This is a genomic window from Prevotella amnii DSM 23384 = JCM 14753 (assembly GCF_000378745.1).
Lineage (GTDB): Bacteria > Bacteroidota > Bacteroidia > Bacteroidales > Bacteroidaceae > Prevotella > Prevotella amnii.
The window spans coordinates 1-25,951 of the sequence record NZ_KB905285.1; the positions used below are offsets into that span (position 1 = coordinate 1).

The window sequence follows — 25,951 nt, forward strand, 5'->3', positions numbered from 1 at the left end:
TCAAGTTCGCGCAGAGAATCAAAGTGTTTGAGTATGCCGAACAGCATTACGACGAGATGTTGGTAGCCGTCAAAACGCTTCACGTAAGCCTCGCTTCCTTTCGTTTCGTGGCTTATTTGAAGAATTTTCTCTTTGTCGAGTAACTTTAATACTTGACTATAGACCGGCTGTCCGGTAAAATGACTATCTTTGCTCATGGTTATATTTATTATATTGCAAAAACAAAAATAACCAAAAGGGCTGATACCTCGTGAAAAGTGTCAGCCCTAATTTATTTTGTTTGAAAAAGTTTTACCGGACAGCAATAATATCAAATAAATAAGTCAAACACAATTAAACATTTAAAAAGATACAAAACAAGAAGGTTAAAATAGTGTGTAGTTTATTCTTTAAAACCGAATTCATTGCTATATAAAACAAATTATATGGCAAATTTTATCAAATCTATTTTACTATAGTTGTCTTTTTACTAAATAACCATAATCCTAAAAAGGTAAAAGTACCATTTATCATAAGTAATTCGTACCCAAATTTATAACTTGTAAAGCTTTCTATAAAAGTAGATAGTATATAACAAAGCAAAGGAGATATTATTGCAATAAATGGAGATAGCTTATCTTTCACTGTTCGTTTTGTAAATAATCCAAATGCAAAGAAGCCTAATAAAGGACCATAGGTATAAGATACAAGTGTATAAATAGCATCAAGTAAATTCGTAGAATTAAACCAACGAAAAAGTAATATAAAGCCTATAAAACAAAGTGCCATAACTAAATGTACACGCTTCCTTAAACTTTCATCATTATCCCTATTTTTAATATCTACACAATAAATAGTTGTTAGCGATGTTAAAGCTGAATCGGCACTAGAAAAACAAGCTGCTACAATCCCTATAGTAAAAAACACCATGACCCAATTACCTAATAATCCACCAGCTGTAGCTTTTAACATTAACTCATCTGTAGTAGAAGATGGAATGGCTAAATGCATATAATTATAAAAAAACATCAATAGAATACCCAGTGCTAAAAATAAAAGATTAGCAGGAATAAAAGCTAAACCATAACTACACATATCCTTTTTGGCATCATGAAGATCCTTACAAGTAAGATTTTTTTGCATCATATCTTGATCTAAACCTGTCATAACAATAACTATAAAAATACCACTTAAAAATTGTTTCCAGAAATTTTGCCCCGATAGACTATCATTAAAAACAAAAACACGGGAATGAGGGTCATTTATTATTTTATTAATAGCTTCAAATAAAGAGAGGTCTAATACTCCTAATACCTTATAAATAATAAGAAATAAAGCTATAAACATACATAGCGTTTGAAAAGTATCTGTATAAACTAAAGTATGGATACCACTCCTTTTAGTATATAGCCATATTAATAGTACTAAAAAAGCTACTGTGAAAACAAAAGGTATATGATAATTATCAAGAACATATCTTTGTAAAATAATGCAAACTACATAAAATCTTACAGCGGCACTACTCATCTTTGATAAAATAAAAAAACTTGAACTTGTTTTATAAGTATATTTTCCAAGCCGCTTTTCGATATAAGTATATATACTTGTAACTTTTAACCTAAAATATATAGGCAATAGAACAAAAGCTACAACAATATAACCAATCACAAAGCCTAAACAAGTTTGCAAATATGTCATATTATTAGATAACACCATACCAGGAACACTCACAAAAGTAACACCTGAAATACTTGCCCCTATCATACCAAAAGCTACTAAATACCATGGGGATTTTTGGTTTGCTTTAAAAAAAGTAGCATTATCAGACCGTTTGCTTGTTAACTTACTAACACAAAAGAGTATTAGAAAATAAGAAATAATAGTTATAACTATAATCATGTCATTAATAAATATTATTTATTAAACTTTACGAAGTATTTCATCTCTACATTCCTCCATTAACCATTTAGGAGTACTAGTTGCTCCACAAATTCCTACAGTTTTTGCATCTATAAACCAATCCATATTTATTTCATCTGCACTCTCTACTTGATAAGAATGTGGATTAACTGCTAAACATTCATGAAAAAGAACCTTTCCATTAGAACTTTTTTTACCTGCAACAAAAATAATAACATCATGGCGTGTAGCAAAGATAGATATATTTGGCATACGATTAGCTACTTGTCTACATATTGTATCAAAACTTTGAAATTGTGCTGTTGGACTGATATGAGACTGTATATAATCTATAATTTTATGAAACTCATCAAGGCTCTTTGTTGTTTGTGAATAAAGGTATATGTTCTTTGTAAAATTTAGTTTCTTTACATCTTCAAATTTCTCTATAATAAGAGCTTCGCTTTTAGTTTGTCCTACAAGTCCTAAAACCTCTGCATGACCATTCTTACCAAAAATTACTATTTGTGAGTCTTCTTGAGTAGTTTTAGGTTCTAACCTCTTGTTTTGATTTTCTATAATAGGTGTTAATTTACCATCTACTTTACTTTCATATTGTTTTTTTATACGACGCTGTAAAGCTAATACAACAGGACAAGTAGCATCTATTATTTCTATGTTATTACGTTTAGCTAAAGCATAAGTTTCTGGAGGTTCACCATGAGCACGAAGTAACACTTTAACATTATAGAGATCTTTCATTTGCTCATGATTGATAGTTATTAATCCATTTTTCTCTAATCTCTCTACTTCCATGGAATTATGTACAATGTCGCCTAAGCAATAAAGAGCATTACCTTTAGCTAATTCCTCTTCTGCTTTCTTTATAGCTGTAGTTACGCCAAAACAAAATCCACTACCATTGTCTATTTCTATTTGTAACATTTAAACGCGTAATTAATAATTTATCGATTAATGTCAAATTTAATTATAGGTGAGTTTCCACAATACTCTGGTGAATATGCACTTTGTATAGTACATATACCTGTATTATAACTACCTTTTCTATCTATATAATAATCTGTTTCCACTATATGCTTACCTTTTGTAAGTTTATTAAAATAATAATTAGTGCTATTATTGTTAGGTGTTACATAACACATACCATAATAACTACTCAACTGATTTATTGCTGCTAAACAAGCTGCACGCTTATCAATAATTTGAACAAAATCAAAATCACGTGAAGCTGTTATTGTTAATCGTACACGTATCTTATCACCAACTTTTAAAGATTTAGTTTGAAGAATATTATTATGTTCATCTAAAATCTCACGTTGTATAGTCATTCCCATAGATCTTTCTTTTATATCTACTACTTCTTGTGAAAACTGTGCATATACTCCTCCAAAACTAATACCCTTATTTTGCTTTTCTATTCTTAAACTTTTTGGACATGAAGATATAGGAACAGTTACTTTTACATACCCTTTCCCTGCTATTTCTTTAGGCTTGTTCAATACTTTTCCATCAAGTTTAAACATAGCGGAAACATTGTCTTCCATATTCCACTTCCCATTGCTCATAAAAGCCCAAATAGCATTAATGGTATTAATAGGAGTATTCCACATTTGTGTACGCTTCTCTTGAAGTAGCCATCTCTGCATCTCCTGAATATAACTATCATTTGGAGAAAGTCTCTTTAAAGCTTCTATAGCTGCTACCTCTGTAGGAATTTTATAATTCCTCCATGAGTAATAAGCATTTTTACTATCGAAATATCTACCCATATCTTTCGTATATACCGTATATTCCTTTATACTTTGCAAATATTCATTAGCTTTTTGGATTCTTCCATACATGCTAAAAATAATAGCAATGTTAGCCTTTCCATAAACAGTTAGGTTGGTGGACTTCTTAGATAATCTATTAAGTAAATAGGTTATGTTTGATGTTATTGGGCGTTTAGCTAATGCGCTGGCATAAATATAATCGCAAAGGTCATCACTTATGAAGAACAATTTATGGTCTTTCTTATCTGTACGCTGCATCTCTTTTACCTCTTTTCCTACCTCACGATCAAGATAGGCAAAAGCGTTTTTTAACAACAAAGCTGTTTCTTGATTGGTAAAAGCCTCTTTCCCCATTAAGATTTGTAGGCGAATAAGCTCTTTTACTATATAAACTGTCATATAAATGCTGCCTTTCATACCTGCAAACCAAGAGAAAGAGCCATCTTTATTCTGTAGCTTATATAACTGAGCAATATAGCTTTGCTGCTTATGCTGCAAAGCATTCTCATCAAAAAAATTTACTAACATTTGCTTTTGCTCACTTTCCTCTTCTGCATTCAGTACCCATGGGGTCTCATTTAACACTAACTTCTTCAGTGTTTCATTCTTCTCTAGATTTGAAGTAAGAGCCTTATCTTTATCTATTTCTTGTTTCCACAAATCTATTGTTTGCTTTATCTTTGGCGATTGCATTATGATATGCTTACCTAAAGCATTAACATAATAAGCAGTCATCAGGCTAATAGCATCATCGCTATACACTTTAGACATATAAGGCAAAGCTTCAATCATAAGCCAAGATGGATTATTAGTATATTCGATGGTTAGTTTTGCATCGCTTAATTTCTTTTTAGGATATAACTTATCAAGCTCTACCTGCTCTATATTATTACCAATCATTGTAATGGGATAAGTGTTAATAACATACTCTTTATTAGGCAAAACAGGAAGATACTGCTGCTCTCCATCTGAGAATCCATCTGCTTCTACAGTGATACGAACAATTAATAAAGTATAGTTTGCTAATTTTTTCTTTGAAAAACGCTCTATAGCATCATCATTAATTTCAAATGATACCGAAGTAGTATTATCTGCTTTTATGCTAACTTGCCGAGATGCGGTATAAATAGCTTGCCCCGTAACAGGATCTATTAATGAGAGAACAGCCTTTGTTTGTAATGCTTTCTCTACTCTTTTCACTATACGTGCAGATATTATAGCCTTATCTCCTACACGCAAAAAACGTGGTAAATTTGGCTGTATCATTAAAGATTTTGAGACAACAACCTCATCGGTAAGCAAGCCATTGTTCATCTCCTTATCATGAGCAAAGCCCATAAAGCGCCATGTTGTCAAGCTCTCTGGTAAAGTAAAGTGTATGCTTACATTACCATTCTTATCAGTAACTAACTGAGGATAGAAGAAAGTAGTTTCATTTAAATTCTTTCTGAACAGCACAGGAGCTTTACCATTACTATCCTTTTCAGCAACATTAGTATCTGTAAAGCCTTTTATTTCTTTCTTTATAACAGGGGCTGTAAATTTCACAGTACCTCTACTACGTCCTACTGGTGCTACCTCATCATAAACCGATTCTAAAGATAGTTTTTCACACATAAAAATATCTGGATAAGACCTTTCAAACGCTGATAGATACTTTTGATTAAATGCTGCCAAGCTTATCTTTGGGACATTAATAGTTGCAACTCTCTTATTTGCAATAATATAAGATGTATTATAATCTGAAGAAAACCAATTAACATATGGCATAGTAAGACTTATTTCTGGTAACTTATGCCATGAGTTATCTAATATCTGATCAAGACTTTTATCATACAAAGTTGCCATTAACTGTGCATTCGCGGGCGTCCCATCTGGACGGGTTACTGATAAAGTCCACTCTTCTTTATGACCAGGAGTGAGCTTGTTCCTAAAAGTTTTCCATTTTAAAGTCAGTGTCTTATCTGGTATTGGACGCATAATAGTAGCACTATGTTCATATACCTTTGCATCTTTTACCCAAATATAATGGAGAAATAAGCCATTTTCATATTCTGGTTTATAAGTAAAGGCACGCGTATTATTGGCATTCGATTGGTCAAAATATCCTTGTTCTATCAATTTATTTCCTGCAAAGATAGAATAAAGAACGTGTACATCTTTATCGGTAGATCCTACTTGCACATACACAGGCGATCCATCATGCGGAAAACTACTATCACTTACATAAAACCAATCGTGTGTATCTTCTACAGGACGCTTATCCTTTAGAGAAAAAACGACAAAATCTTTATTTAATGTATCTGCTCCACAGATAGCATGTAGGCGATAGATACCAGAAGAAAGCCCCTTTACTTTCACAGTCTCATTAGTCTTTATCGTAGTATAATTATCAAAACTGCTTGTTTTTTGCTGCTTGCTATCTTTCGGGAGAATAATATATCGAGCCGTGCTTTCTATCCTTTCCCCTGCCGCATTAAGATAATTTAGCTTGAAAGATAACGCATAAGTATCAACTACTTGCTTTGGAATATCGCAAGTAAAAGCAGTAGCTTTAGTAGAAATAGGAAAACTCTGCTCTACTTCTTGACTTTCTCCTGTCTGATCAGTAACAGTTGCACTGATCTCAAAGGTATAGTAATTGGCATCTACACGCATTCCTCTTACTATTTTATCCATTACATTCTTAGGTAATATGAAAGGTACTTTTACCTCAAAACAGCCATTTGCATCAGTAGTAACTTTACCTCTGCTTAGCACTTGAGCTTCATTATCGCTATTACCCCAATACCACCAAATGGCCTTCTTTCGTAACACTTTATAAGAGACTTTAGCACCTTGTAAGCTTACACCTGCATAAGTTTTAGCATAACCTTTTAATGTAATGGTATCACCTGGAGCATACTTTTCTTTATAATCCTCAAAACCTACTTTAAAAGTTGGACGCTTATACTCCTCTACACGAATAGTAGTTTCATAAGTTCTATTGCCATCTACACTTATATAAAAACAGCCTGTCAAACCTTTTATAGGTAAGATAAAATCGGTTGTAGCTGTGCCAAACTCATCTGTTATCACTTCTTTCTTGCTTATTTCACGATAATTAGCATCACGAAGCGACAAGCTAAATTTATGATTAGGTATCACTTTACGCTTTAATCCCTCTAAGGAATCAGAATAGGCTACTATCGAAGTATGCACAATTTGTCCTGGACAATAAATAGCACGGTCTGTCATAAGAAGATATTTATTACCAGCAGAATTGCTCTTAGAATAATAAAAAGAAGGTAATACCCATGCTTTACAAAAGCCTTTATCTGTTGATGTTGATACATAGGTATATCCACACGCTGCTTTTTTATTAGTTATATAGAAAGCTTCTCCTTTCTTATCTGTCAGAAGGGTTATTTTAGGAGTACTTCTTTTTTCATAAACATCACCAAACAACTTTATCTTTGCCCCTTCTACAGGTTGCCCACTGACAGCATCTACTACCACATACCGATATTTATTATTAGCCTGTTTCTCTGCAAGTAATACCAGATTACTTACATAAAGTAGCTCTTCCTTTGCAGAAATTTTTGCTGATGGCGAAGAAATCCTAACAATATACACCCCAGGAGATAACTTAGGAAAAAGAACAGAGTCCTCAAAGTTTTCATAAGCTGGACGTAATACAGTATACTGTCGCTTAATGGTAATCGCACTTTTAGGAACAATTTTCTTTGCATAATACTCCATATTTTTTTTATCTATATCTGTATTATAGGTTTCTCCGGTAAGTGTCGTTTTAATAATATCTATCTTAAGATCGCATACATTACGCAAACTAATCTTAACATATTGCCCCTGAGGACGAGTATAAGTGTTAATAGGAATATCATTTGTTTCTATTTTAGAGCTCTGCAAATTATGGAGGACTGCTCTAAAATAATTTATTCCTTTCCAAGACGCATATTTCTTAAGAGCATTTTGTACAAAATCGAAACGTTCTTTATCTGTTGTTTCATTAGAAAAGTTTTCGTACTTTACTTTTGCCAGTTCGCCTGCTATGTCCAAATCACCATACTTTGTAAGTAAGGAATCTACATCTTCTACTATATCTTCATCTTTTTCTAAAGCTTTAAATGCCGCATAACAAGCAGCTGAACGATTATTATGAGCCAGATAATACTTTTCTAACTCATGATAAGCCTCTGCTTCAAAACCTACTACATGTAAAAGATCATTATTAAAAATATTATCATCAGCACCTTTTTTTATAAAAGGAATGAAATTTTCTAATTTCTCCCTACCAAGCAAATCTTTATAAGCCATTGCTTTGTCAAAATATACCTTTGCTAAAGCTTTGTTATCCTCATCGCTTCGTGTGATATTGTTCTGCTCTATCTTACCTATTGCACAATAATATATAGCTGCAAGCACCTTATCACTCTTTTCTGCTTGCAAGGCAAAAGACTTAATACGAGCAAGCTCTTTCTCTAATGAATCAGGAGATAACTTTATTTTCGTTCCTGTTAAGAAGAGCTCTGCTGCTAAAAGATTACCATAGCTCTTTTCCTTTTTGGCTTTTATTGCAATTTCCTCAAGTTTCTTTATCTGTGTTTTAGGAAAATCTTTTTCCATAGCAATATCTACCTGTTTCCAAAGCGAGCTATAGCCTTGTGCATATGTAATATTCGATAATATTAAAGTAAAAATAAATATACTAATTATTCGTTTCATTTATTCTTTGTTTTTGTTTATACGCAAAAATTATCAAAGTCAGAGTAAAAAAGTTTACTCCTATTTGTAAGATGTTAACTATAACATGCAAAGATATATAAATTAAAGATAACTCCATAACGATATAGCTTATAATTATAAGTGATTTAGATTTTTGCAATATTATAAACAGAAAAATAAAACTAAAATAAACGTCATAATGACATATAACACATGTCATAGTGGCATATATAAAAGATCGGCACATAAATTGATCTTATGATAAACAGAACAATAAATATAATTAGAAAAGTATAAATACAACCGCTATAAATTTATATAGAATGTAAAGAAAGGAGATAAAAATATGACATTTGACAAATTTACTATTAAAGCGCAAGAAGTTATACAAAGTGCTGTTAACATTGCACAGCAACATGGTCAGCAAATAATAGAACCTTTACATCTTTTAGCAGGAGCTATAGATAAAGGAAAAGAAGTTACTAACTATGTTTTTCAGAAAATTGGTGTAACTCCTCAGAACATTGCAATGGCTGTAAATAGTGAGCTTCAACACTTGCCAAAAGTCCAAGGAGGAGAACCTTATTTTTCATCAGATACTAATAAGGTTTTACAAAAAGCTACAGAAATATCACAACAGCTGGGCGATGAGTTTATAAGTATAGAGCCTTTACTCTTAGCTCTACTTACAGTAAATAGTACTGCTGCACGAATATTAAAGGATGCTGGGTGCACCGAAAAAGAACTTAAAAAAGCTATTAATGAGTTGCGTCAAGGACAGAAAGTGCAATCACAGAGTGGAGATGAAAACTATCAATCACTTGAAAAATATGCTCACAACTTAGTAGAAGATGCTCGTAACGGTAAGCTAGATCCTGTAATTGGTCGTGATGAGGAAATTAGAAGAGTACTTCAGATATTATCTCGCCGTACAAAAAACAATCCTATATTAATAGGTGAGCCAGGAACTGGTAAAACTGCTATTGTAGAAGGACTGGCTGAACGTATAGTGCGTGGAGATGTTCCTGAAAACTTAAAAGATAAAAAGCTTTATTCTCTTGACATGGGTGCTCTTATAGCTGGAGCAAAATACAAAGGAGAGTTTGAAGAACGTTTAAAATCTGTTATTAAGGAAGTTACTAATAGCGATGGTAATATAATTCTTTTTATAGACGAAATACACACCTTAGTAGGAGCTGGAGGTGGTGGTGAAGGAGCCATGGATGCTGCTAATATTCTCAAACCAGCACTTGCTCGTGGCGAGTTAAGAGCTATTGGAGCCACTACTTTAAATGAATATCAAAAATATTTTGAAAAAGATAAGGCTTTAGAGCGTCGTTTCCAAACTGTTATGGTAGATGAACCTACAGAGTTAGATGCTATCTCTATTCTACGTGGCTTAAAAGAACGTTATGAGAATCACCACAAGGTACGTATACAAGATGATGCTTGTATCGCTGCAGTAAAGCTTTCTGAGCGGTATATATCTGATCGATTCCTACCCGATAAAGCTATTGATCTTATGGACGAAGCTGCTGCAAAGCTACGTATGGAACGCGATTCTGTGCCTGAAGAGTTAGATGAAATTACTCGTCGATTAAAACAATTAGAAATAGAACGTGAAGCAATTAAGCGTGAAAACGATGAAAACAAGATGGCTCTTTTAGATAAAGATATTGCAGAACTTAAAGAGCAAGAACATAGCTTTAGGGCTAAATGGGAAAACGAACGTGCACTTGTTAATAAAATACAACAAGATAAACAAGAAATAGAACATTTAAAGTATGAGGCTGAACGTGCAGAACGTGAAGGAAATTACGAACGTGTTGCTGAAATTAGATATTCTAAACTAAAAGCATTAGAAGATAATATCCAGAATATAAAGAAGCAATTATTATCGGCACAAGGTAATGAAGCTATGGTAAGAGAGGAGGTTACCGCTGATGATATTGCAGAAGTAGTAAGCAGATGGACAGGTATACCAGTTACACGTATGATGCAAAGCGAACGTGAAAAACTACTTCACCTTGAAGAAGAACTACATAAACGTGTAATAGGACAAGAAGAAGCTATTACTGCTGTCGCTGATGCTGTTCGTAGATCACGTGCCGGATTACAAGATCCTAAAAAGCCTATTGCTTCGTTTATATTCCTTGGTACTACTGGTACAGGTAAAACAGAGTTAGCTAAAGCATTAGCTGATTATCTTTTCAATGACGAAACAATGATGACAAGAATTGATATGAGTGAATATCAAGAAAAGTTTAGTGTTTCTCGACTAATAGGTGCGCCTCCAGGATATGTTGGTTATGATGAAGGTGGACAACTTACCGAAGCTGTACGGCGTAAACCTTACTCTGTGGTCTTATTTGATGAAATAGAAAAAGCTCACCCTGATGTGTTCAATATATTGTTACAAGTATTAGACGATGGTAGACTTACTGATAACAAAGGACGCACGGTAAACTTTAAAAACACTATTATCATTATGACTTCAAACCTTGGCTCACAATACATACAGCAGCAATTCCAAGAACTGAGAGAGGATAATAGAGAACAAATTATAGAACATACAAAGACTGAGGTTATGAATATGTTAAAACAAACTATACGACCTGAATTCTTAAATCGTATTGACGAGACTATAATGTTCTTACCACTCACACAAGAGCAGATTGCTGGTGTAGTAAGGTTACAGTTAGAACGTGCTAAGGAGATGCTAATGCCGCAAGGACTTGTTTTAACATGGACAGAGTCAGCTGTAAAACATCTTGCAGAAATTGGATATGATCCAGAATTTGGAGCACGCCCTGTAAAAAGAGCTATACAGCACTATGTACTCAATGATTTAAGTAAATCTATCTTAGCTGGTACTGTTAATAGAGAAAAGCCTATTAATATAGACTACTATAACGGGGCGCTTGTTTTTAAGAATTAATATGATTTTTACTCATATTAGGTTATAAGAGAAAATATATTATTACAATAGAAAATGGGGAGTAGACTTGTAAAAGCTCTACTCCCCATTTTATTTATATTTTACAAAAAGGCTGAATCCTATTTACTTAGAACCAGTCTTTTTGTCTATTTATAAAATTATCAAAATTGATAGATTTATTAGTCTAACCTAAATTAGGCACAATGGCATAATAAACAACATCATGATCTGTACAGTTTTCAAACCAATGCATATGACCCTCAGGGCAGTAATGTACCTGACCAACACGCGCTACCTCCGTTTTATCATCATAATGCACTGTAAGCTCTCCACTTATTATAAACATTGTTTCAAACGAATTTATATGCTTATGCTTACCACTTGAAGCACCAGGACGTAAAGTAGAATACATTATACGCACTTTATTATCAACATAGCTGCGAATGTCAAGTTTTCCTGTTCCTCCCTTAAAGCCTTCTATATGCTCTTCTGGAATTTTATCAAAATCTATAATCATAATGTCTCTTATCAAAAATTTCTTATTTAAAAAGAATTATATAGTTTTTAAAAATACTTTTTTTTTAGAATGTATATCTTAATCCTAACTGACCACGCCATCTACTATTATAATCAACATAATTACGGGCAACATGAGTACCATCAAACTTAAATACTCCCTTACCTTTATAGTTAAAAGGACTATAATAGCCATTAAAGTTATCGCCGTAAGTATGTCCCCAATCTTTATTTAAAAGATTTGCTACATTTATAATATCAAGACTTAGTTCTATACCATTGATATTATTACCTACTTTGAAACTAAATTTCTGAGCTATATGAAGATCAAAGTGGCTTTCAAAAGGCATATTATCTGCAAATCGTTCAAAAAATTCTCCACGATGATTTTTCATATAAGACTCAGACCCTAAATACTCTTTCATCAAAGCACGTTGCTGCTCTGGAGTAAGCATACCTGAGTATTTTGGTCCTAATACTTTAGTTATAAGTGGGTAAATATCCTTACTATTATCTACTCGAACATCGGTAGCAAACTTCATTTTATCTATTTGCTCATCTGTTGGGATAAAGAATGCATCATTACCAGTAGCATCATCTCCATTCATATCACCATACATTTCTATAGAATAAGGTGAGCCGCTACGACCTTGATAGATCATTCCTATTGTTGTTTGCCAAGCTTTCTTATAACCATACTGTAAATGATAATAAGCACTTGCTTGAACACGGTGAGGTACATTATAAGCACTAAATGTCAGCTCAGGATCATTAGGATTACGATATGTTGTATTAAAAGAAAAATTGCTTGCTGCAACAGAAGATGTTCCGCTATTAATACTCTTAGACCTCGTATAAGTATAACTTGCCATAAGATCTAATCCAAAGTTGAAATGCTTTTCTCCTTTTAAAGACAAACTTAAAGTATATCCCTTATTAGTATTATATAGAGCATAAACATGGCTATAAGGAGTGCCTTTTGTAGTTTTTTCAAGCATAGGACGATTATCCCAAGTGTAACCAGTCTCATCTCCGAAGGTCTTACCAGTAAGGTCATAAGCCAAATCCTTATAATAAATATCATTTAATGTCTTAGAATAAATAGCCTCTGCCGTCCAATCTATATCTAATAATCTTGCATCAAAGCCAAGATTAAATTTTAATGCCTGAGGCAGTTTAAACCTATCATCAAAAACATCTACTTCTTGGCTTCCAGAAGCTTTTAGCTTTTCTGCATTCGACAATTGTTTATTTGGATCAAGCACAAGTTTAACACCTTTAGGATTATTTACAGAATAAGTCGTTAGCTGAACACCTGTTTTTGCAAAATTATTACTTATCCAAACATATGGGACACGACCAGTAAACACACCTACTCCACCACGAAGAATAAAACGACGATCTTTATTTATATCCCAACGAAAACCTACTCGTGGGCTCCATAAAGGAGTACTTGATAATTTATGATTTGTACGAACTCCCCAATTATGCTTTGAAGCATAATCATTAAACCCTTGGTTTTCTTCAGGAGTATCGAAAAATAAAGGTATATCCACGCGCAAGCCATACGTAATCATTAATGATGGCATTATAGCCCACTTGTCTTGTGCATAGAAACCTAATTGACCTGCAGCAAAAGGTGTTCTCCAGCGTTTATTTCCTGTAACATCTACATTAGCCTGACCATACTTATAACTACGAAAATACTTTTCCTTATCATTGAAAGTATTTGCTACATCATCTTTATAGTATTTTTCAAAGCTTTTAAAATCATCAAACTGATAGGTTCCTGTATAATCTTGAATATATAAATTAGCAAACTTATAATATTCATCATGTGTACCAAATGTAAACGTATGATTTCCCTTATATATCGTCAAATTATCTTCAAAAGTATATATATCTTGATCCAATGAATTGGCTGCAGAGGAACGCTCATTACCTATGTTTATATTACCTCCATTATCTCTCACAGAAATACTTGGGAAAAAAGATCTTACATCACGCTTATCTCGTACACGAACATATGTAGCACGCACTTCATTGCTTATTGTAGGAGCAATACGACTATGAAGCTCTGCTGTTAAAGAATTGGTTACACTCTTAAAAGGATAAGTATATAAGTTGTCATTAATAGAAGTTGCTGAACTTACATTATTAAGTCGCTTTGCAACAACATTACTCCAACGAAATGAAAACTTATTAGCCTCATTAATATTCCAATCTATCTTAGCTCCTATCTTATTACTTTTAGTATAGATATCTGGATTAGAAAAACCTCCATCATATTCCACACCTTGTTTTTTAGCCATTTCTTTTATCATATCTAAAACAGAATTGGCTCTTTCTTTATTTACTCTTGACCCTTCTTGCCCATATCCATTCAGGTTAGGATATATCTTATTGGCATGCTCATAATTAACAAAGAAGAATAACTTATTCTTTATAATAGGTCCACCAAAAGTGAAACCTGCTTGATACTCATTCTGCTTATTATACTTTGGCGCATAACCTGTTCCGTCAGAAAAAGGATAAGAACTTCCTATAAGATATTGATTATTACCAAAACCATATACGCTTCCATGAAACTGATTAGTACCACTCTTAGTGATGGCATTTATAGCACCACCAGTAAAACCACTCTGACGTACATCAAAAGGCGCAACATTTACCTGTATTTGCTCTATTGTTTCCATAGAAACAGGCTGACCTCCTGCCTGACCTCCATTAGATCCACTTGCAGCCAAACCAAACATATCATTATTCATCGCGCCATCTATCATAAATGTGTTATAACGGTTACTAGTACCTGCAAACGAAATAGCACCATTAGATGATGTTGTTATTTGAGGGTTTAGACGAGCCACATCAGCAATACCATGAGTGATACTGGGCATTTCTGCAATTTGCTTTGAAGAGATAGCCTGTGCTGCACCTGTCTTTGTGCCGTTAAGCCCTGCATTACCTGTTACTACTACTTCTTGAAGCTCTTTAGAATCGTCTTCCATTCTGCAAGACAAATCTTCAGTTTCCCCCAACCGTAGATTAACATTCTTAAAAATCTTAGTCTTTTGACCAATGTAAGCTATTTCCACTTTATATGGACCGCCTACACGCATACCTTCGATGGAGAATCTACCATCAATGTTTGTGACTGCTCTGTAAATAGTTCCAGATGGTTGGTGCGTAGCTGTCACTGTTGCTCCAATCACATCCTCCCCTTGAGAAGTTACCTTACCACTAATTCCTGATGTTGTTATCTGTGCCATGGTAGTACTTACCATTGCAACTAACATTACAATCAGAAAGAACAATCTTTTCTGCATAGTTTAAAAAATTAAATGAAAATTATTAAAAGTGATTTTAATTCTTTTTGCAAATTTAATAAAACAACTTTAAAAGCCGCTTATTTTTTTGTTAAATTGTTAAGTCCTTGAATAATATTATAAATAAAATAGTATTTGTCATTTTAAAACTCTATAACAAAAAAGTGATGTAAGAAACTATTATCATACACCACCTTCTTCGTTTTTTATGTCTATAAAAATATTATTTCTTTCTCTTTTTGTTAATTGTGCCATAGTTACAGCGCTAAGACCAGCTGTTTCTGTTCGTAATCGGCTATCTCCTAAAGTAACACTTTGAAAACCATTAGCCAAAGCCAAATCTACTTCTTCTATAGAAAAATCGCCCTCTGGCCCTATAAGTATAAGTACATCTCTTTCTAAAACGTTACGTTTTGTTAGTAAAGAAAATAAATCTTTCTTTTTTATTTCCTCATAACAATGACATATAAACTTATTAATAGAAGGCTTTTTATTAGAAGATGTAGTAGCTGAAACTCTACGTATAAAGTCGCCAAACGAGGTCATTTCATTAACTATAGGTTTCCACCCCTTACGGCTCTGCTTCATAGCTGATATTATAATCTTTTCTATTCTATCAATACGTAACTGTTTGCGCTCAGAAAATCTACAGCTTAAAAATGTAATCTCATCTATCCCTATTTCTGTAACTTTTTCAGCTAACCATTCTATACGCCCAATATCCTTAGTAGGAGCTATGGCTAAATGAATATGCCCTCGCCAGTTTTTTTTCTGACAAAGGGTTTCTTTTATTGTATAAAAACAATGTTTAGCAGAAGTCATTGTCACTTGTGCCCGATAGAAATATCCTGCTCCGTCCATGAGGAAAAGCTCATCTCCCTGCTTCATACGTAAAACCCTAACAGCGTGAACCATCTCTTCTGCTGGCAGCTCCGTAGAATTTTTAACGTCGGGAACATAGAAAAATCTTACTTCTTTCATTTATTGTCTACAGATATTTGTTATGCCTTATCTTTACTCGTACGCTTATTTAGCTCATCTCTAATGAGTGAAGCTAACTCGTAATCTTCTAAAGCTATAGCCCTTTTAAGAGCACTGTTAAGCATATCACTATTTAGCGCATTTATAGGCAATGCTACGCGTTCTTTATTTATATTAATAGCACAGCTTTGCTGATTGAACAATTTCTCTTCAATATATATTTCAAGTTTAGCCACTAAAGCTAAAAGAATAGCATCAGAAGCACGTATGGAAGTATAGCTCAAATCATCTTTACTAATCAAATATACTTTATACTCACCATCTACAATTCCGTTTATCAAAACCTCATAATGCTCATAACTCATCATAGGATTAAGAGTACACAATACTTCAGGTAACCAATTAGTAGTATTCACTTTTCCTGCTAAACGCATAGACAATTCATGCTCAACATTATCATTGCACACAATAGCTATATGCCTATTCTTTTCCATATTCTCTAATAGAATAAGGTAAAGATTACTGGAATCGACTAACTGGGTCAGACCTGAATATTTAAGTGGTATCTTATTCATTGAGCTTTCTTTGGACGAAAAATAATAGCAAATGATACACCTACTATAAGAGCATAACCAGCAAAAATAAACCAACATGCAGGCCAATCTCCCACTGTTATAGTGTTATCACCTATAGGCATAGCATGCGTATAAGCATTAATGACAGCCTGAGCAACGAGAGTTCCTATGGTCGCCCCTATACCATTTGTCATTAACATAAATAAGCCTTGTGCCGATGAGCGTAGCGAAGCTTCTGTATAATTATCGACAAATAAAGAGCCTGAAATATTAAAAAAGTCGAAAGCTACACCATAAATTATCATTGATAAGATAAATAACAAGACACCGGGAAAACCTGGATTACCCAAACCAAACAACCCAAAACGTAATACCCATGCAAACATAGCTATAAGCATTACATTCTTTATACCATAATGCTTCATAAAGAATGGTATTAGCAAAATACAACAAGTTTCACTTACTTGTGAAAGGCTTATTAATATATTAGCATGCTGCACACCAAATGCTTGAGCATACTGTGGCTCGGCACCAAAACTAAATAAAAAAGGATTAGCAAAACTATTAGTTATCTGTAAACTAACACCTAATAACATCGAAAAAATAAAGAATATAGCCATTTTCTTTTCCTTGAACAAGGCAAAAGCACGAAGACCAAAGGCATCTATAAAACTCTTCTTATCTACATCCTTAGAAACCTTACAAGCAGGTAAAGTAAATGTATAAAAGAACAATATTATACTTACAACACCTGAAGTAACAAACTGGTTTTGATTACTTTGAAAACCTAATATATCTACTAACCACATTGTCAAAATAAAACCTATTGTCCCAAACACACGTATAGAAGGGAAAGCTTTAACTGTATCCATACCTGCATCGCTTAAAGCAGAATAAGCTACAGAATTAGACAATGCTAATGTAGGCATATAAAAAGATACTGACAAAGAATACAAACTAAAGATTATAGAAAACTCTGCGCGAACGCCGGCACTCAAGCCATAAGCGGCAGTGCAAAACATAAACAAGCCTGCCAAGAAATGACAAATACCTAACAATCGTTGAGCCTGAACCCATCTATCAGCAATGATACCCATAATAGCAGGCATAAAAATAGATACTACCCCCTGCATAGAATAAAACCAACCTATATCACGACTAATACCAAGGTTACCAAGATACCTACCCATAGAGGTTAGATAAGCTCCCCACACTGCGAACTCTAAAAAGTTCATCAACGCTAAACGCACTTTCAAACTCATTTTTTATATGTTATTTATGATTTAATAAAAGTGATAGAATCATTATAAAACTTGTTTCGTTACAATAAAAACATTATTTAAACCCATTATCTTGCCAATGCAATACCTTAGTTTTAATTATGGGTTTAACTCGCTCATATTCCTTTTTTCCTAAAAGAGGAAAAGAATAATCCACTATTAGATCATTTTTTTTCTCCAATAAAGTGAAAACAACAAAATAAGGCGATAACAAACTTTTCAGCTCATTGTAAGTAGACTCTTGCATTGTATCAGGCCTCTCTGTATGCAAAGTTAAGTCTATTTTGCTGTATTTTTGTACACGCCAATCTGTAGAATATATATTAAGCTCACTATCAGAAGTGGGATAATTCCACGATTTTACTACTGCTATAGTGTTAGTATTTATCTTCTTTATTTGAAGATAAGTTTTATTATTCAATCTTACTTTCAGATAATTATCTGTCATTTTTTCTATTCTTGTGGTGTCGCCTAATAAGTTTTTTACTGGGACATAAGGCTTTTTCTTCACACCATCTATAAGGTCTGTACGTAAACTCTTATCAAGATAAGGTATTAGCCCTTTGGGCATATTAACCCAAATATCGCGCATAGATTGAGCTGAAACACAGCTACAACCCATATAAAACATAATCGCTACAAATAATAATTTCATCAAAATAATAAGAATATTTTGTATCCAACCATTCTTTTAATAACCTTTCATCTCCTATAGAGCTTTAAGGCTATAACTATAAAATCTGCACAAAGATACAAAAAAACTGGTATTTACTTTGCCTTTTCTATATTTTCCTTTACTTTTGCCAATAGAAAATAACGAAAGATACAAATATGAAATGTCCAGAATGTAATACAGAGATAAATGATAAAGAGCAATATTGTCCTAACTGTGGAGCTCCAATACCACATTCGGACAGCTACAAAGATGATAACCCACAGTTAGGTAAAGGCTTGGTTATCTTCATAGTAATAGGAACTATTTTTCTTATTGTCTTTGGTGTATTATATTATAACAATCATAAAAACGATCCAGAATACACACAAACAGCTATTGAGCCAGACTCTAACTTAGCAGAAAGCCATAATAGCAACCTTTCTACTGAACAAAAAGATACTACAACGCAAGATTCCAACGAAACAAAGGAGGAGGACGTTGCTGCTGAGAAAGTATTTAATAGTATTAGAAAGCAAACCATACCTCGACATATCAAAGAGGAAACTGAAGAAAAGAGCACTCACAATGGTGAAAAAGATGATAAAACTCCTTCTACTGAAGAAAAAGAAGAGCCTAACAATATCAAGTCTACATCTAAAACAAATACAGAATCTATGACAGAATAAGTTAATGAGATTATAAGTCCTATATATATAATAAGGTGTAACACAAATACTCTTATCTTTTTATATGCCATTTTTTTAAAATAATGGCATATATTTTTTTTGTTATTTTCTTTTTATTGTTTCTACAACATCACATACTGTGAGTACCCCATTTGAAACCTTAAATCTAATATCTTTACCATCAAAAGACATACCATATACACGATTATCATCATGATGATATTGTGGACGAGGATCCTGCTTTAAGATCTCCTTCAACATTTCCATTTTTTTATTATCAAACTTCATGCCCCACTCTTTATCTATATCCACTCTCAATACATTCCATTTATACTCATCTGTAAACCCGCCACGAGCTTCTATATGGCTATCTACATACGATAGATAAGGTTTTATATCATATATAGGAGTACCATTCATTAAATCTGCACCTCTAACATCTATACTACTCTCCTTCACTTCTACTATCTTTACCGAAGACAACCCTAAACCATTGGGACGAAATGGAGATCTAGAAGCAAACACACCTACACGCCCGTTACCTCCAAGACGTGGTGGACGAACTGTAAGTTTAACACTTTCTTTAATAACTTTCTTTACCGGTTTGTTAGCTGAAAAACCCCAAATAAGCCAAAGATAATCAAAATTCTCTATCCCACGAATAGCCTCTTTTTTATTATAAGGTGGTAACAACTCTATCGTTCCCATAATATTTCCCACAATACCACTCTGACGAGGAATACCAAACTTTGATTTCAGCGGAGAGTGAAAAACTGCAATAGGTTTTATTTCTTTCATGATTGCAAAGATAATATTTTACTTTTAATTGTTAGCTATTACTATCTTTTTTATCTATCTTTGTAGCCAATAGTAATAAAACAGGCAATTATAAATAAAAATCCAATCAATGGCGAATCAAGAAAAAACAAACATTGAGTTACCTGAAAACGCTTTTCATGAACTCAAAAAAGGAGAAGAGTATGAACCTATTATGAGAAAAGATCAAAACTATCCCGAGGTTAGCACATGGTCTATAACATGGGGTATAGTTATGACAATACTTTTTTCTGCCGCAGCCGCTTATTTAGGACTAAAAGTAGGGCAGGTTTTTGAAGCCGCTATCCCTATTGCTATTATAGCCATAGGGCTCTCTTCTGCCACCAAACGTAAAAATTCATTAGGCGAAAACGTTATTATTCAGAGTATTGGAGCTTGTTCCGGAGCTGTTGTTGCTGGCGGAATTTTTGTAATGCCTGCCATTTATATGCTCAACCTTGAAGCTGATTTCTTTAAAATATTCATTGCTGCGGCATTAGGAGGGGTATTAGGAATTCTTTTTCTTATTCCTTTCCGCAAATATTTTGTTAAAGAGCAACATGGTAAATATCCTTTTCCAGAGGCAACAGCTACAACACAAGTATTAGTAAGTGGTGAAAAAGGAGGAAGCCAAGCAAAACCTTTATTACTTGCAGGATTAGTTGGAGGGTTATACGACTTTATAATATCTACCTTTGGTTGGTGGAACGAAACAGTAACAACTCGTATTATAGGTCTTGGAGAAACTATTGCAGATAAAGCAAAATTGGTACTTAAAGTAAATACAGGTGCTGCCATCTTAGGTTTAGGATATATCATTGGTTTGAAATATGCCTTTATCATTTGCTGTGGCTCCCTAACTATATGGTGGGTAGTAGTGCCTGGTATGAACATCTTCTTTCACGATAGTGTACTTAACATGTGGGATCATAACATAACGCAAACCATCGGGCAAATGACTCCTGAACTTATCTTTAAGAGCTATGCACGCTCTATAGGTATAGGCGGAATAGCTATGAGCGGTATTATAGGTATAATCAAATCGTGGAAAATTATAAAAAGTGCAGTAGGATTAGCTGCTCGAGAAATAAAAGGGAAAGGTGCTGGTAATGCAGAAATAATTCGTACACAGAGAGATATTTCTTTTAAAATAATTGCATTTGGTAGTATTGGCACACTTATCATTACCTTTCTGTTTTTCTATTTCGGTGTAATGAATTTTAATCTATTACATGCCATAGTTGCCATTATTCTCGTCACTATAATTGCTTTCTTGTTCACTACCGTGGCAGCTAATGCTATCGCTATAGTAGGCTCAAACCCTGTTTCAGGAATGACTCTCATGACTCTAATTCTTGCTTCCGTGATAATGGTTGCTGTTGGGTTGACAGGTAAAGAAGGTATGTTGGCTGCTTTATTAATGGGAGGTGTAGTGTGTACAGCTCTTTCTATGGCAGGCTCGTTTATTACAGACCTCAAAATAGGCTATTGGATAGGTACAACACCCAAAAAACAAGAAACATGGAAATTTTTAGGAACCATAATTTCTGCAGCTACTGTAGCTGGAGTAATGATGGTTTTAGATAAAACTTATGGATTTAATACCGGTAAACTTGCTGCGCCACAAGCTAACGCTATGGCTGCTGTGATAAAACCACTTATGAGTGGGCAGGGAGCACCATGGATACTATATGGTATTGGAGCTATTATAGCACTTGTTTTAGACCGCTGCAAAATACCTGCATTAGCCTTTTCTTTAGGTATGTTCATTCCTTTAGAACTAAACATACCACTACTTATTGGAGGGACTATAAATTGGTTTGTAACTTCTCGCTCAAAAGATAAAGCTATAAACACTGCTCGAAACGAAAAGGGTACACTTATAGCATCAGGATTTATTGCAGGAGGAGCATTAATGGGAGTTGTGTCTGCACTTATCAAGTTTGGAGGTATTGAGTTCGATTATGAAAACTGGTGGAACAACCACCTTTCAGAGCTTTGCTCTATCATTGCATATATAGCTCTGATTAGCTATTTCATTATAGCTACAAAGAAAAAAGAAAAAACACAAAATTAAAACAACTATAAGCCTCTACCCTATCTATAAAGCATCATCTTTCTCAGCTTTTAAAAGTGTCTTTTGTAAAGAGAAAGATGATGCTTTGCTTTTAAAAATAATCTATTTTTAGTGCATTTTTAATTTATTTTTATTATAAAAATAAATTATTTTTAGTTTTAATAAGCGATTAATTAAAGCTAAACAAAACATCTTATACCTATATAGATATAATATTTTTCTCTCTTACGCATCTTCTTCTAATATACATTCAGCTGTTTACCACATTTTACTATAACCATTATTTTTAGTAAAACATAATAGCTCTATTTTTTTTTACTTTGACTTATGCCTTTTATCATACTTCCAAAGTTGCAAACTATTAATAATATTTTGCCACAAAATATAACAACCGGGACCAACCGAAGATAATGGATTAAGATAAGAACTTGCTATCCAAATGGCAAAAGTAGTATTTTTTTGCCCTGCAGCCTGTCCTGCCTCAACCTTTCTATCAAAGTGTTTACCTATAAATCTTCCAATACTAAACTGGAAGATACAAACAACAAGAGATGATAAAGCTATTAATAAAAGCCAAAACTTAGAAATATCAGCACTTATAATACTGCGCATCGTTATCCCTGATACCGTCATTAAAACTACACACCACAGATAAAAAGCTAAATTTCTTTGCGAAAGAATCCAGATATAAAGCCATCTAAGAAAATAGCTATGCTTAGTAATATAGCCTAACAACATAGGCACAACAAGCACTATACTTACCTTATAACAAATAGAAAAGAAAGCTGTCCAAAAAGCTATATGCGTAGAAGGCTCAAGTAAAGGAAAAGAAAAAGGAATAAAGACAGCACTTAAAAAATTAGAAACAAAAGTAAAAGTAGTCATTTCCTCTAAATTCCCTCCCAACTTACTTGTTACTACTGCTGCTGCTGTTGCACATGGACATATAATACAGATAAAAACAGATTCTATCAAAACAAACAATGCTCCTTTTATGTTAAGAAGGTAGATTAATCCTAAAAGTAAAGCCATAAAAGCTATTTGAGCAAGGATAACATTTACATGCCACAAAGTAAACTTCAATTTACGATAATCTACCTTACAAAAAGTAACATACAAAACAAGAAACATAAGTATAGGCATAGACATTTGCACTATTGGTTCAAATATCAAACCTACATTTGTTAAAATAGGAATATAAGCAAAAAGCACATAAACAACAATACCTACTGTTATGGCTATAGGTAATGAGCAAGACCTTAAAAACATCAAAAACTTATCCATATCTCTTATAAATACAATTATACAAAAGTACAAAGAAAGAGATTAAAATAACATTATATTAACAAAAATCCTATTTGCTCAAAGAGAAACTATTGTAAATCATTTTTATTATAAAAAGGCTATTCACTAAAATAAGTAAACAGCCTTTCAATTTCTAAACATGTATAGGAATTTTTATTCCACTACAACAAATACGTCTTTGCCTAAACCACAAATAGGACAAACCCAATCTTCTGGAATATCCTCAAAAGGTGTTCCTGGAGCAATTCCGCCATCTGGATCACCTACTTCTGGATCATAAACATAACCACATGGTTCGCATTCATACTTTTTCATAATGTTCTTTTTTTTTATTATACATAATGTTTACAATACAAAGATATACTTAAAACTACAATCTAACAAAAGAACAGATGTTTTTTTACAATAAATCTTTATCACTTACCTTTAGTTCTACCAAACTTTTCCTTTTTAAAAAAGGCTAATACCTTTACTTCGGGTAACAAATTGGAATACTTTTCTATTAAAACACACACACATATATACTGCCTCGTAACAGATGCTTAATCACCTACTATTTAGTATGTATTATCTTAATAATCACCTAATTGCGCTAAAACTATCGATTTTATGCAAATATTAGAACGATTTTAATTAACTTTGCATCATAAAGAAATAAAGACCGAATTAATAAAATGACAACAACTGAAAGTAATACTAATGAGGAGAAGCGTACACTAAGCTTTGTAGAACAGCTCGTAGAAGAAGATTTGGCAAAAGGGAAAAATGGAGGACGAATACAAACACGTTTTCCTCCAGAGCCAAATGGTTATCTGCATATAGGACATGCAAAAGCTATTTGCATGGACTTTGGTGTAGCTGAACACTATAATGGAGTTTGTAACCTCCGCTTTGATGATACTAACCCAAGCAAAGAAAACAATGAATATGTAGAAAACATATTAAACGACATCAGATGGTTAGGATTTAAATGGGGCAATATTTACTATGCTTCCGACTATTTTGAGAAATTATGGGATTTTGCTATATGGATGATAAAAAAAGGATTAGCTTATATCGATGAACAAGGTGCAGAGGAAATAGCTAAACAAAAAGGTACACCTACCACTGCTGGTATAGCTTCGCCTTATCGTGATCGTCCTATAGAAGAAAGTCTTGCTCTATTTGAAAAAATGAATACGCCTGAAGCTATTGAGGGCAGCATGGTGTTACGTGCAAAACTTGACATGTCGAATCCTAATATGCATTTTCGCGATCCTATTATTTATCGTATTATTCATATACCACACCACAGAACAGGAACTAAATGGAATGCTTACCCTATGTATGACTTTGCACATGGACAAAGCGATTACTTTGAAGGCGTAACTCACTCTATTTGTACGCTTGAATTTGTTCCTCATCGTCCATTATACGACAAATTTATAGATTTCTTAAAGGAAAAAGATGGAACAGATAATCCTTTAGACGATAACCGCCCACGACAGATAGAGTTTAATCGTCTTAATCTTACATACACTGTAATGTCTAAACGTAAGCTACATCAGCTTGTTGACGAGCATTTTGTAAACGGCTGGGACGATCCTCGCATGCCTACTATATGCGGAATGCGACGTAGAGGATATTCTCCTGAAAGTATTAGACACTTTATCGACTCAATAGGCTATACAAAATTTGATGCCCTAAATGATGTAGCGTTACTTGAAGCATCTGTCAGAGAAGATCTTAATAAACGTGCTACACGTGTAAGTGCTGTAATAAACCCTATCAAATTAGTTATTACCAACTATCCTGAAGGACAGACTGAAGATATGGAAGCTATTGACAATCCTGAAGACAATAATAGTACAAAGCATACCATTACTTTCTCAAAGAATTTATGGATTGAGCGAGATGATTTTATGGAAGATGCTCCTAAAAAGTTCTTTAGAATGGCACCAGGTAAAGAAGTCAGACTAAAAAATGCTTATATAGTAACATGTACAGGTTGCACAAAGGACGCAGATGGTAATATTATTGAGGTACAAGCAGAATACGATCCCAATAGCAAAAGTGGCATGGAAGGGGCTAACCGAAAAGTGAAAGGTACACTACATTGGGTAAGTGCTGATCATTGCTTGAAAGCAGAAGTAAGACAATACGACCGATTATTTAGTGTAGAGAATCCTTCAGCAGATGAACGCGATTTTCGTGAACTAATAAACCCAGAAAGCCTCAAGATTAATAATAATTGCTATGTAGAAGAATATCTTGCAGAAAAGAAACCTGGCGATTATTTACAATTTCAACGAATAGGTTACTTTATGCTTGATACTGACAGCTCTCATAACCACTTAGTATTCAACAAAACCGTAGGTTTAAAAGACAATTGGGCTAAAAAAGCTAACAAATAAATAACAA

At 33.6% G+C, this 25,951-nt stretch carries 17 protein-coding genes; 4 read left to right on the forward strand and 13 right to left on the reverse strand.

The genetic code is table 11. The features are described from left to right. The 4 genes from F596_RS0107325 to F596_RS0107340 form a co-directional block, all read right to left on the reverse strand. Window positions 1-197 (reverse strand): DUF4372 domain-containing protein (locus F596_RS0107325; protein WP_019036433.1); only part of this gene is annotated, 197 nt, incomplete at its 3' end. Between the two features lie 247 nt (window positions 198-444). Next, window positions 445-1,878, reverse strand: coding sequence for a sodium:solute symporter (locus tag F596_RS0107330; RefSeq protein WP_019036434.1), 1,434 nt, complete (start codon window positions 1,876-1,878; stop codon window positions 445-447). A 21-nt stretch (window positions 1,879-1,899) separates the two neighbouring features. Next, window positions 1,900-2,823: a 4-hydroxy-3-methylbut-2-enyl diphosphate reductase gene (locus F596_RS0107335; RefSeq protein ID WP_008446963.1), complete on the reverse strand. Its 924-nt coding sequence runs from the start codon at window positions 2,821-2,823 to the stop codon at window positions 1,900-1,902. A 20-nt stretch (window positions 2,824-2,843) separates the two neighbouring features. After that, on the reverse strand, window positions 2,844-8,396 hold the full coding sequence (locus tag F596_RS0107340; protein WP_019036435.1) for an alpha-2-macroglobulin family protein: 5,553 nt from the start codon (window positions 8,394-8,396) through the stop codon (window positions 2,844-2,846). A 346-nt stretch (window positions 8,397-8,742) separates the two neighbouring features. On the opposite strand from F596_RS0107340, the gene clpB reads away from it, so the two are divergent. Beyond that, the gene (gene clpB / locus F596_RS0107345; protein ID WP_019036436.1) at window positions 8,743-11,334 is read left to right on the forward strand and encodes an ATP-dependent chaperone ClpB; all 2,592 of its coding nucleotides are present in this window, start codon (window positions 8,743-8,745) and stop codon (window positions 11,332-11,334) included. A 184-nt stretch (window positions 11,335-11,518) separates the two neighbouring features. On the opposite strand, the gene F596_RS0107350 is transcribed toward clpB, so the two are convergent. From F596_RS0107350 to F596_RS0107375, 6 genes are all read right to left on the reverse strand, one after another. Then, window positions 11,519-11,851 (reverse strand): cupin domain-containing protein, encoded by a 333-nt coding sequence (locus F596_RS0107350; protein ID WP_008447553.1) that lies wholly within the window; start codon window positions 11,849-11,851, stop codon window positions 11,519-11,521. 64 nt (window positions 11,852-11,915) lie between these two features. Then, window positions 11,916-15,176 carry a TonB-dependent receptor gene (locus tag F596_RS0107355; RefSeq protein WP_026302379.1) on the reverse strand — a complete coding sequence of 1,087 codons (3,261 nt, stop codon included), beginning with the start codon at window positions 15,174-15,176 and terminating at the stop codon, window positions 11,916-11,918. Between the two features lie 183 nt (window positions 15,177-15,359). Beyond that, entirely contained in the window at window positions 15,360-16,157 is a 798-nt protein-coding gene (locus F596_RS0107360; protein WP_019036438.1) for an RsmE family RNA methyltransferase, read from the reverse strand. Between the two features lie 20 nt (window positions 16,158-16,177). After that, window positions 16,178-16,732, reverse strand: a complete 555-nt coding sequence (locus F596_RS0107365) for a bifunctional nuclease domain-containing protein (RefSeq protein ID WP_019036439.1) — start codon at window positions 16,730-16,732, stop codon at window positions 16,178-16,180. Beyond that, on the reverse strand, window positions 16,729-17,994 hold the full coding sequence (locus F596_RS0107370) for an MFS transporter (RefSeq protein ID WP_019036440.1): 1,266 nt from the start codon (window positions 17,992-17,994) through the stop codon (window positions 16,729-16,731). The genes F596_RS0107365 and F596_RS0107370 overlap by 4 nt, the downstream gene beginning before the upstream one ends. A gap of 73 nt (window positions 17,995-18,067) precedes the next feature. Next, window positions 18,068-18,667, reverse strand: a complete 600-nt coding sequence (locus tag F596_RS0107375; RefSeq protein WP_024992688.1) for a DUF3256 family protein — start codon at window positions 18,665-18,667, stop codon at window positions 18,068-18,070. Window positions 18,668-18,843: 176 nt separating this feature from the next. Here F596_RS0107375 and F596_RS0107380 point away from each other — a divergent pair, with 176 nt between their 5' ends. After that, a complete protein-coding gene (locus F596_RS0107380; protein ID WP_019036442.1) occupies window positions 18,844-19,353 on the forward strand; it encodes a zinc ribbon domain-containing protein in 510 nt (169 codons plus the stop codon). A 102-nt stretch (window positions 19,354-19,455) separates the two neighbouring features. Here F596_RS0107380 and tsaA read toward each other — a convergent pair whose 3' ends face one another. Further along, on the reverse strand, window positions 19,456-20,151 hold the full coding sequence (tsaA, locus tag F596_RS0107385) for a tRNA (N6-threonylcarbamoyladenosine(37)-N6)-methyltransferase TrmO (RefSeq protein ID WP_019036443.1): 696 nt from the start codon (window positions 20,149-20,151) through the stop codon (window positions 19,456-19,458). Between the two features lie 109 nt (window positions 20,152-20,260). Here tsaA and F596_RS0107390 point away from each other — a divergent pair, with 109 nt between their 5' ends. Continuing rightward, window positions 20,261-22,246, forward strand: coding sequence for an OPT family oligopeptide transporter (locus F596_RS0107390; RefSeq protein ID WP_019036444.1), 1,986 nt, complete (start codon window positions 20,261-20,263; stop codon window positions 22,244-22,246). A 315-nt stretch (window positions 22,247-22,561) separates the two neighbouring features. Here F596_RS0107390 and F596_RS0107395 read toward each other — a convergent pair whose 3' ends face one another. Then, window positions 22,562-23,530, reverse strand: coding sequence for a bile acid:sodium symporter family protein (locus F596_RS0107395; RefSeq protein ID WP_019036445.1), 969 nt, complete (start codon window positions 23,528-23,530; stop codon window positions 22,562-22,564). A gap of 174 nt (window positions 23,531-23,704) precedes the next feature. Beyond that, complete coding sequence (gene rd, locus F596_RS0107400; RefSeq protein ID WP_019036446.1) at window positions 23,705-23,866, reverse strand: rubredoxin; 162 nt, start codon at window positions 23,864-23,866, stop codon at window positions 23,705-23,707. Window positions 23,867-24,225: 359 nt separating this feature from the next. Here rd and F596_RS0107405 point away from each other — a divergent pair, with 359 nt between their 5' ends. Beyond that, window positions 24,226-25,944 (forward strand): glutamine--tRNA ligase/YqeY domain fusion protein, encoded by a 1,719-nt coding sequence (locus F596_RS0107405; protein ID WP_019036447.1) that lies wholly within the window; start codon window positions 24,226-24,228, stop codon window positions 25,942-25,944. Window positions 25,945-25,951: the final 7 nt, after the last annotated feature.

Bases quoted from the DNA above. Each gene is read 5' to 3' on its own strand.
- F596_RS0107330 (WP_019036434.1), bottom strand. From the start codon at position 1,878: ATGATTATAGTTATAACTATTATTTCTTATTTTCTAATACTCTTTTGT.
- F596_RS0107335 (WP_008446963.1), bottom strand. From the start codon at position 2,823: ATGTTACAAATAGAAATAGACAATGGTAGTGGATTTTGTTTTGGCGTA.
- F596_RS0107340 (WP_019036435.1), bottom strand. From the start codon at position 8,396: ATGAAACGAATAATTAGTATATTTATTTTTACTTTAATATTATCGAAT.
- clpB (WP_019036436.1), top strand. From the start codon at position 8,743: ATGACATTTGACAAATTTACTATTAAAGCGCAAGAAGTTATACAAAGT.
- F596_RS0107350 (WP_008447553.1), bottom strand. From the start codon at position 11,851: ATGATTATAGATTTTGATAAAATTCCAGAAGAGCATATAGAAGGCTTT.
- F596_RS0107355 (WP_026302379.1), bottom strand. From the start codon at position 15,176: ATGCAGAAAAGATTGTTCTTTCTGATTGTAATGTTAGTTGCAATGGTA.
- F596_RS0107360 (WP_019036438.1), bottom strand. From the start codon at position 16,157: ATGAAAGAAGTAAGATTTTTCTATGTTCCCGACGTTAAAAATTCTACG.
- F596_RS0107365 (WP_019036439.1), bottom strand. From the start codon at position 16,732: ATGAATAAGATACCACTTAAATATTCAGGTCTGACCCAGTTAGTCGAT.
- F596_RS0107370 (WP_019036440.1), bottom strand. From the start codon at position 17,994: ATGAGTTTGAAAGTGCGTTTAGCGTTGATGAACTTTTTAGAGTTCGCA.
- F596_RS0107375 (WP_024992688.1), bottom strand. From the start codon at position 18,667: ATGAAATTATTATTTGTAGCGATTATGTTTTATATGGGTTGTAGCTGT.
- F596_RS0107380 (WP_019036442.1), top strand. From the start codon at position 18,844: ATGAAATGTCCAGAATGTAATACAGAGATAAATGATAAAGAGCAATAT.
- tsaA (WP_019036443.1), bottom strand. From the start codon at position 20,151: ATGAAAGAAATAAAACCTATTGCAGTTTTTCACTCTCCGCTGAAATCA.
- F596_RS0107390 (WP_019036444.1), top strand. From the start codon at position 20,261: ATGGCGAATCAAGAAAAAACAAACATTGAGTTACCTGAAAACGCTTTT.
- F596_RS0107395 (WP_019036445.1), bottom strand. From the start codon at position 23,530: ATGGATAAGTTTTTGATGTTTTTAAGGTCTTGCTCATTACCTATAGCC.
- rd (WP_019036446.1), bottom strand. From the start codon at position 23,866: ATGAAAAAGTATGAATGCGAACCATGTGGTTATGTTTATGATCCAGAA.
- F596_RS0107405 (WP_019036447.1), top strand. From the start codon at position 24,226: ATGACAACAACTGAAAGTAATACTAATGAGGAGAAGCGTACACTAAGC.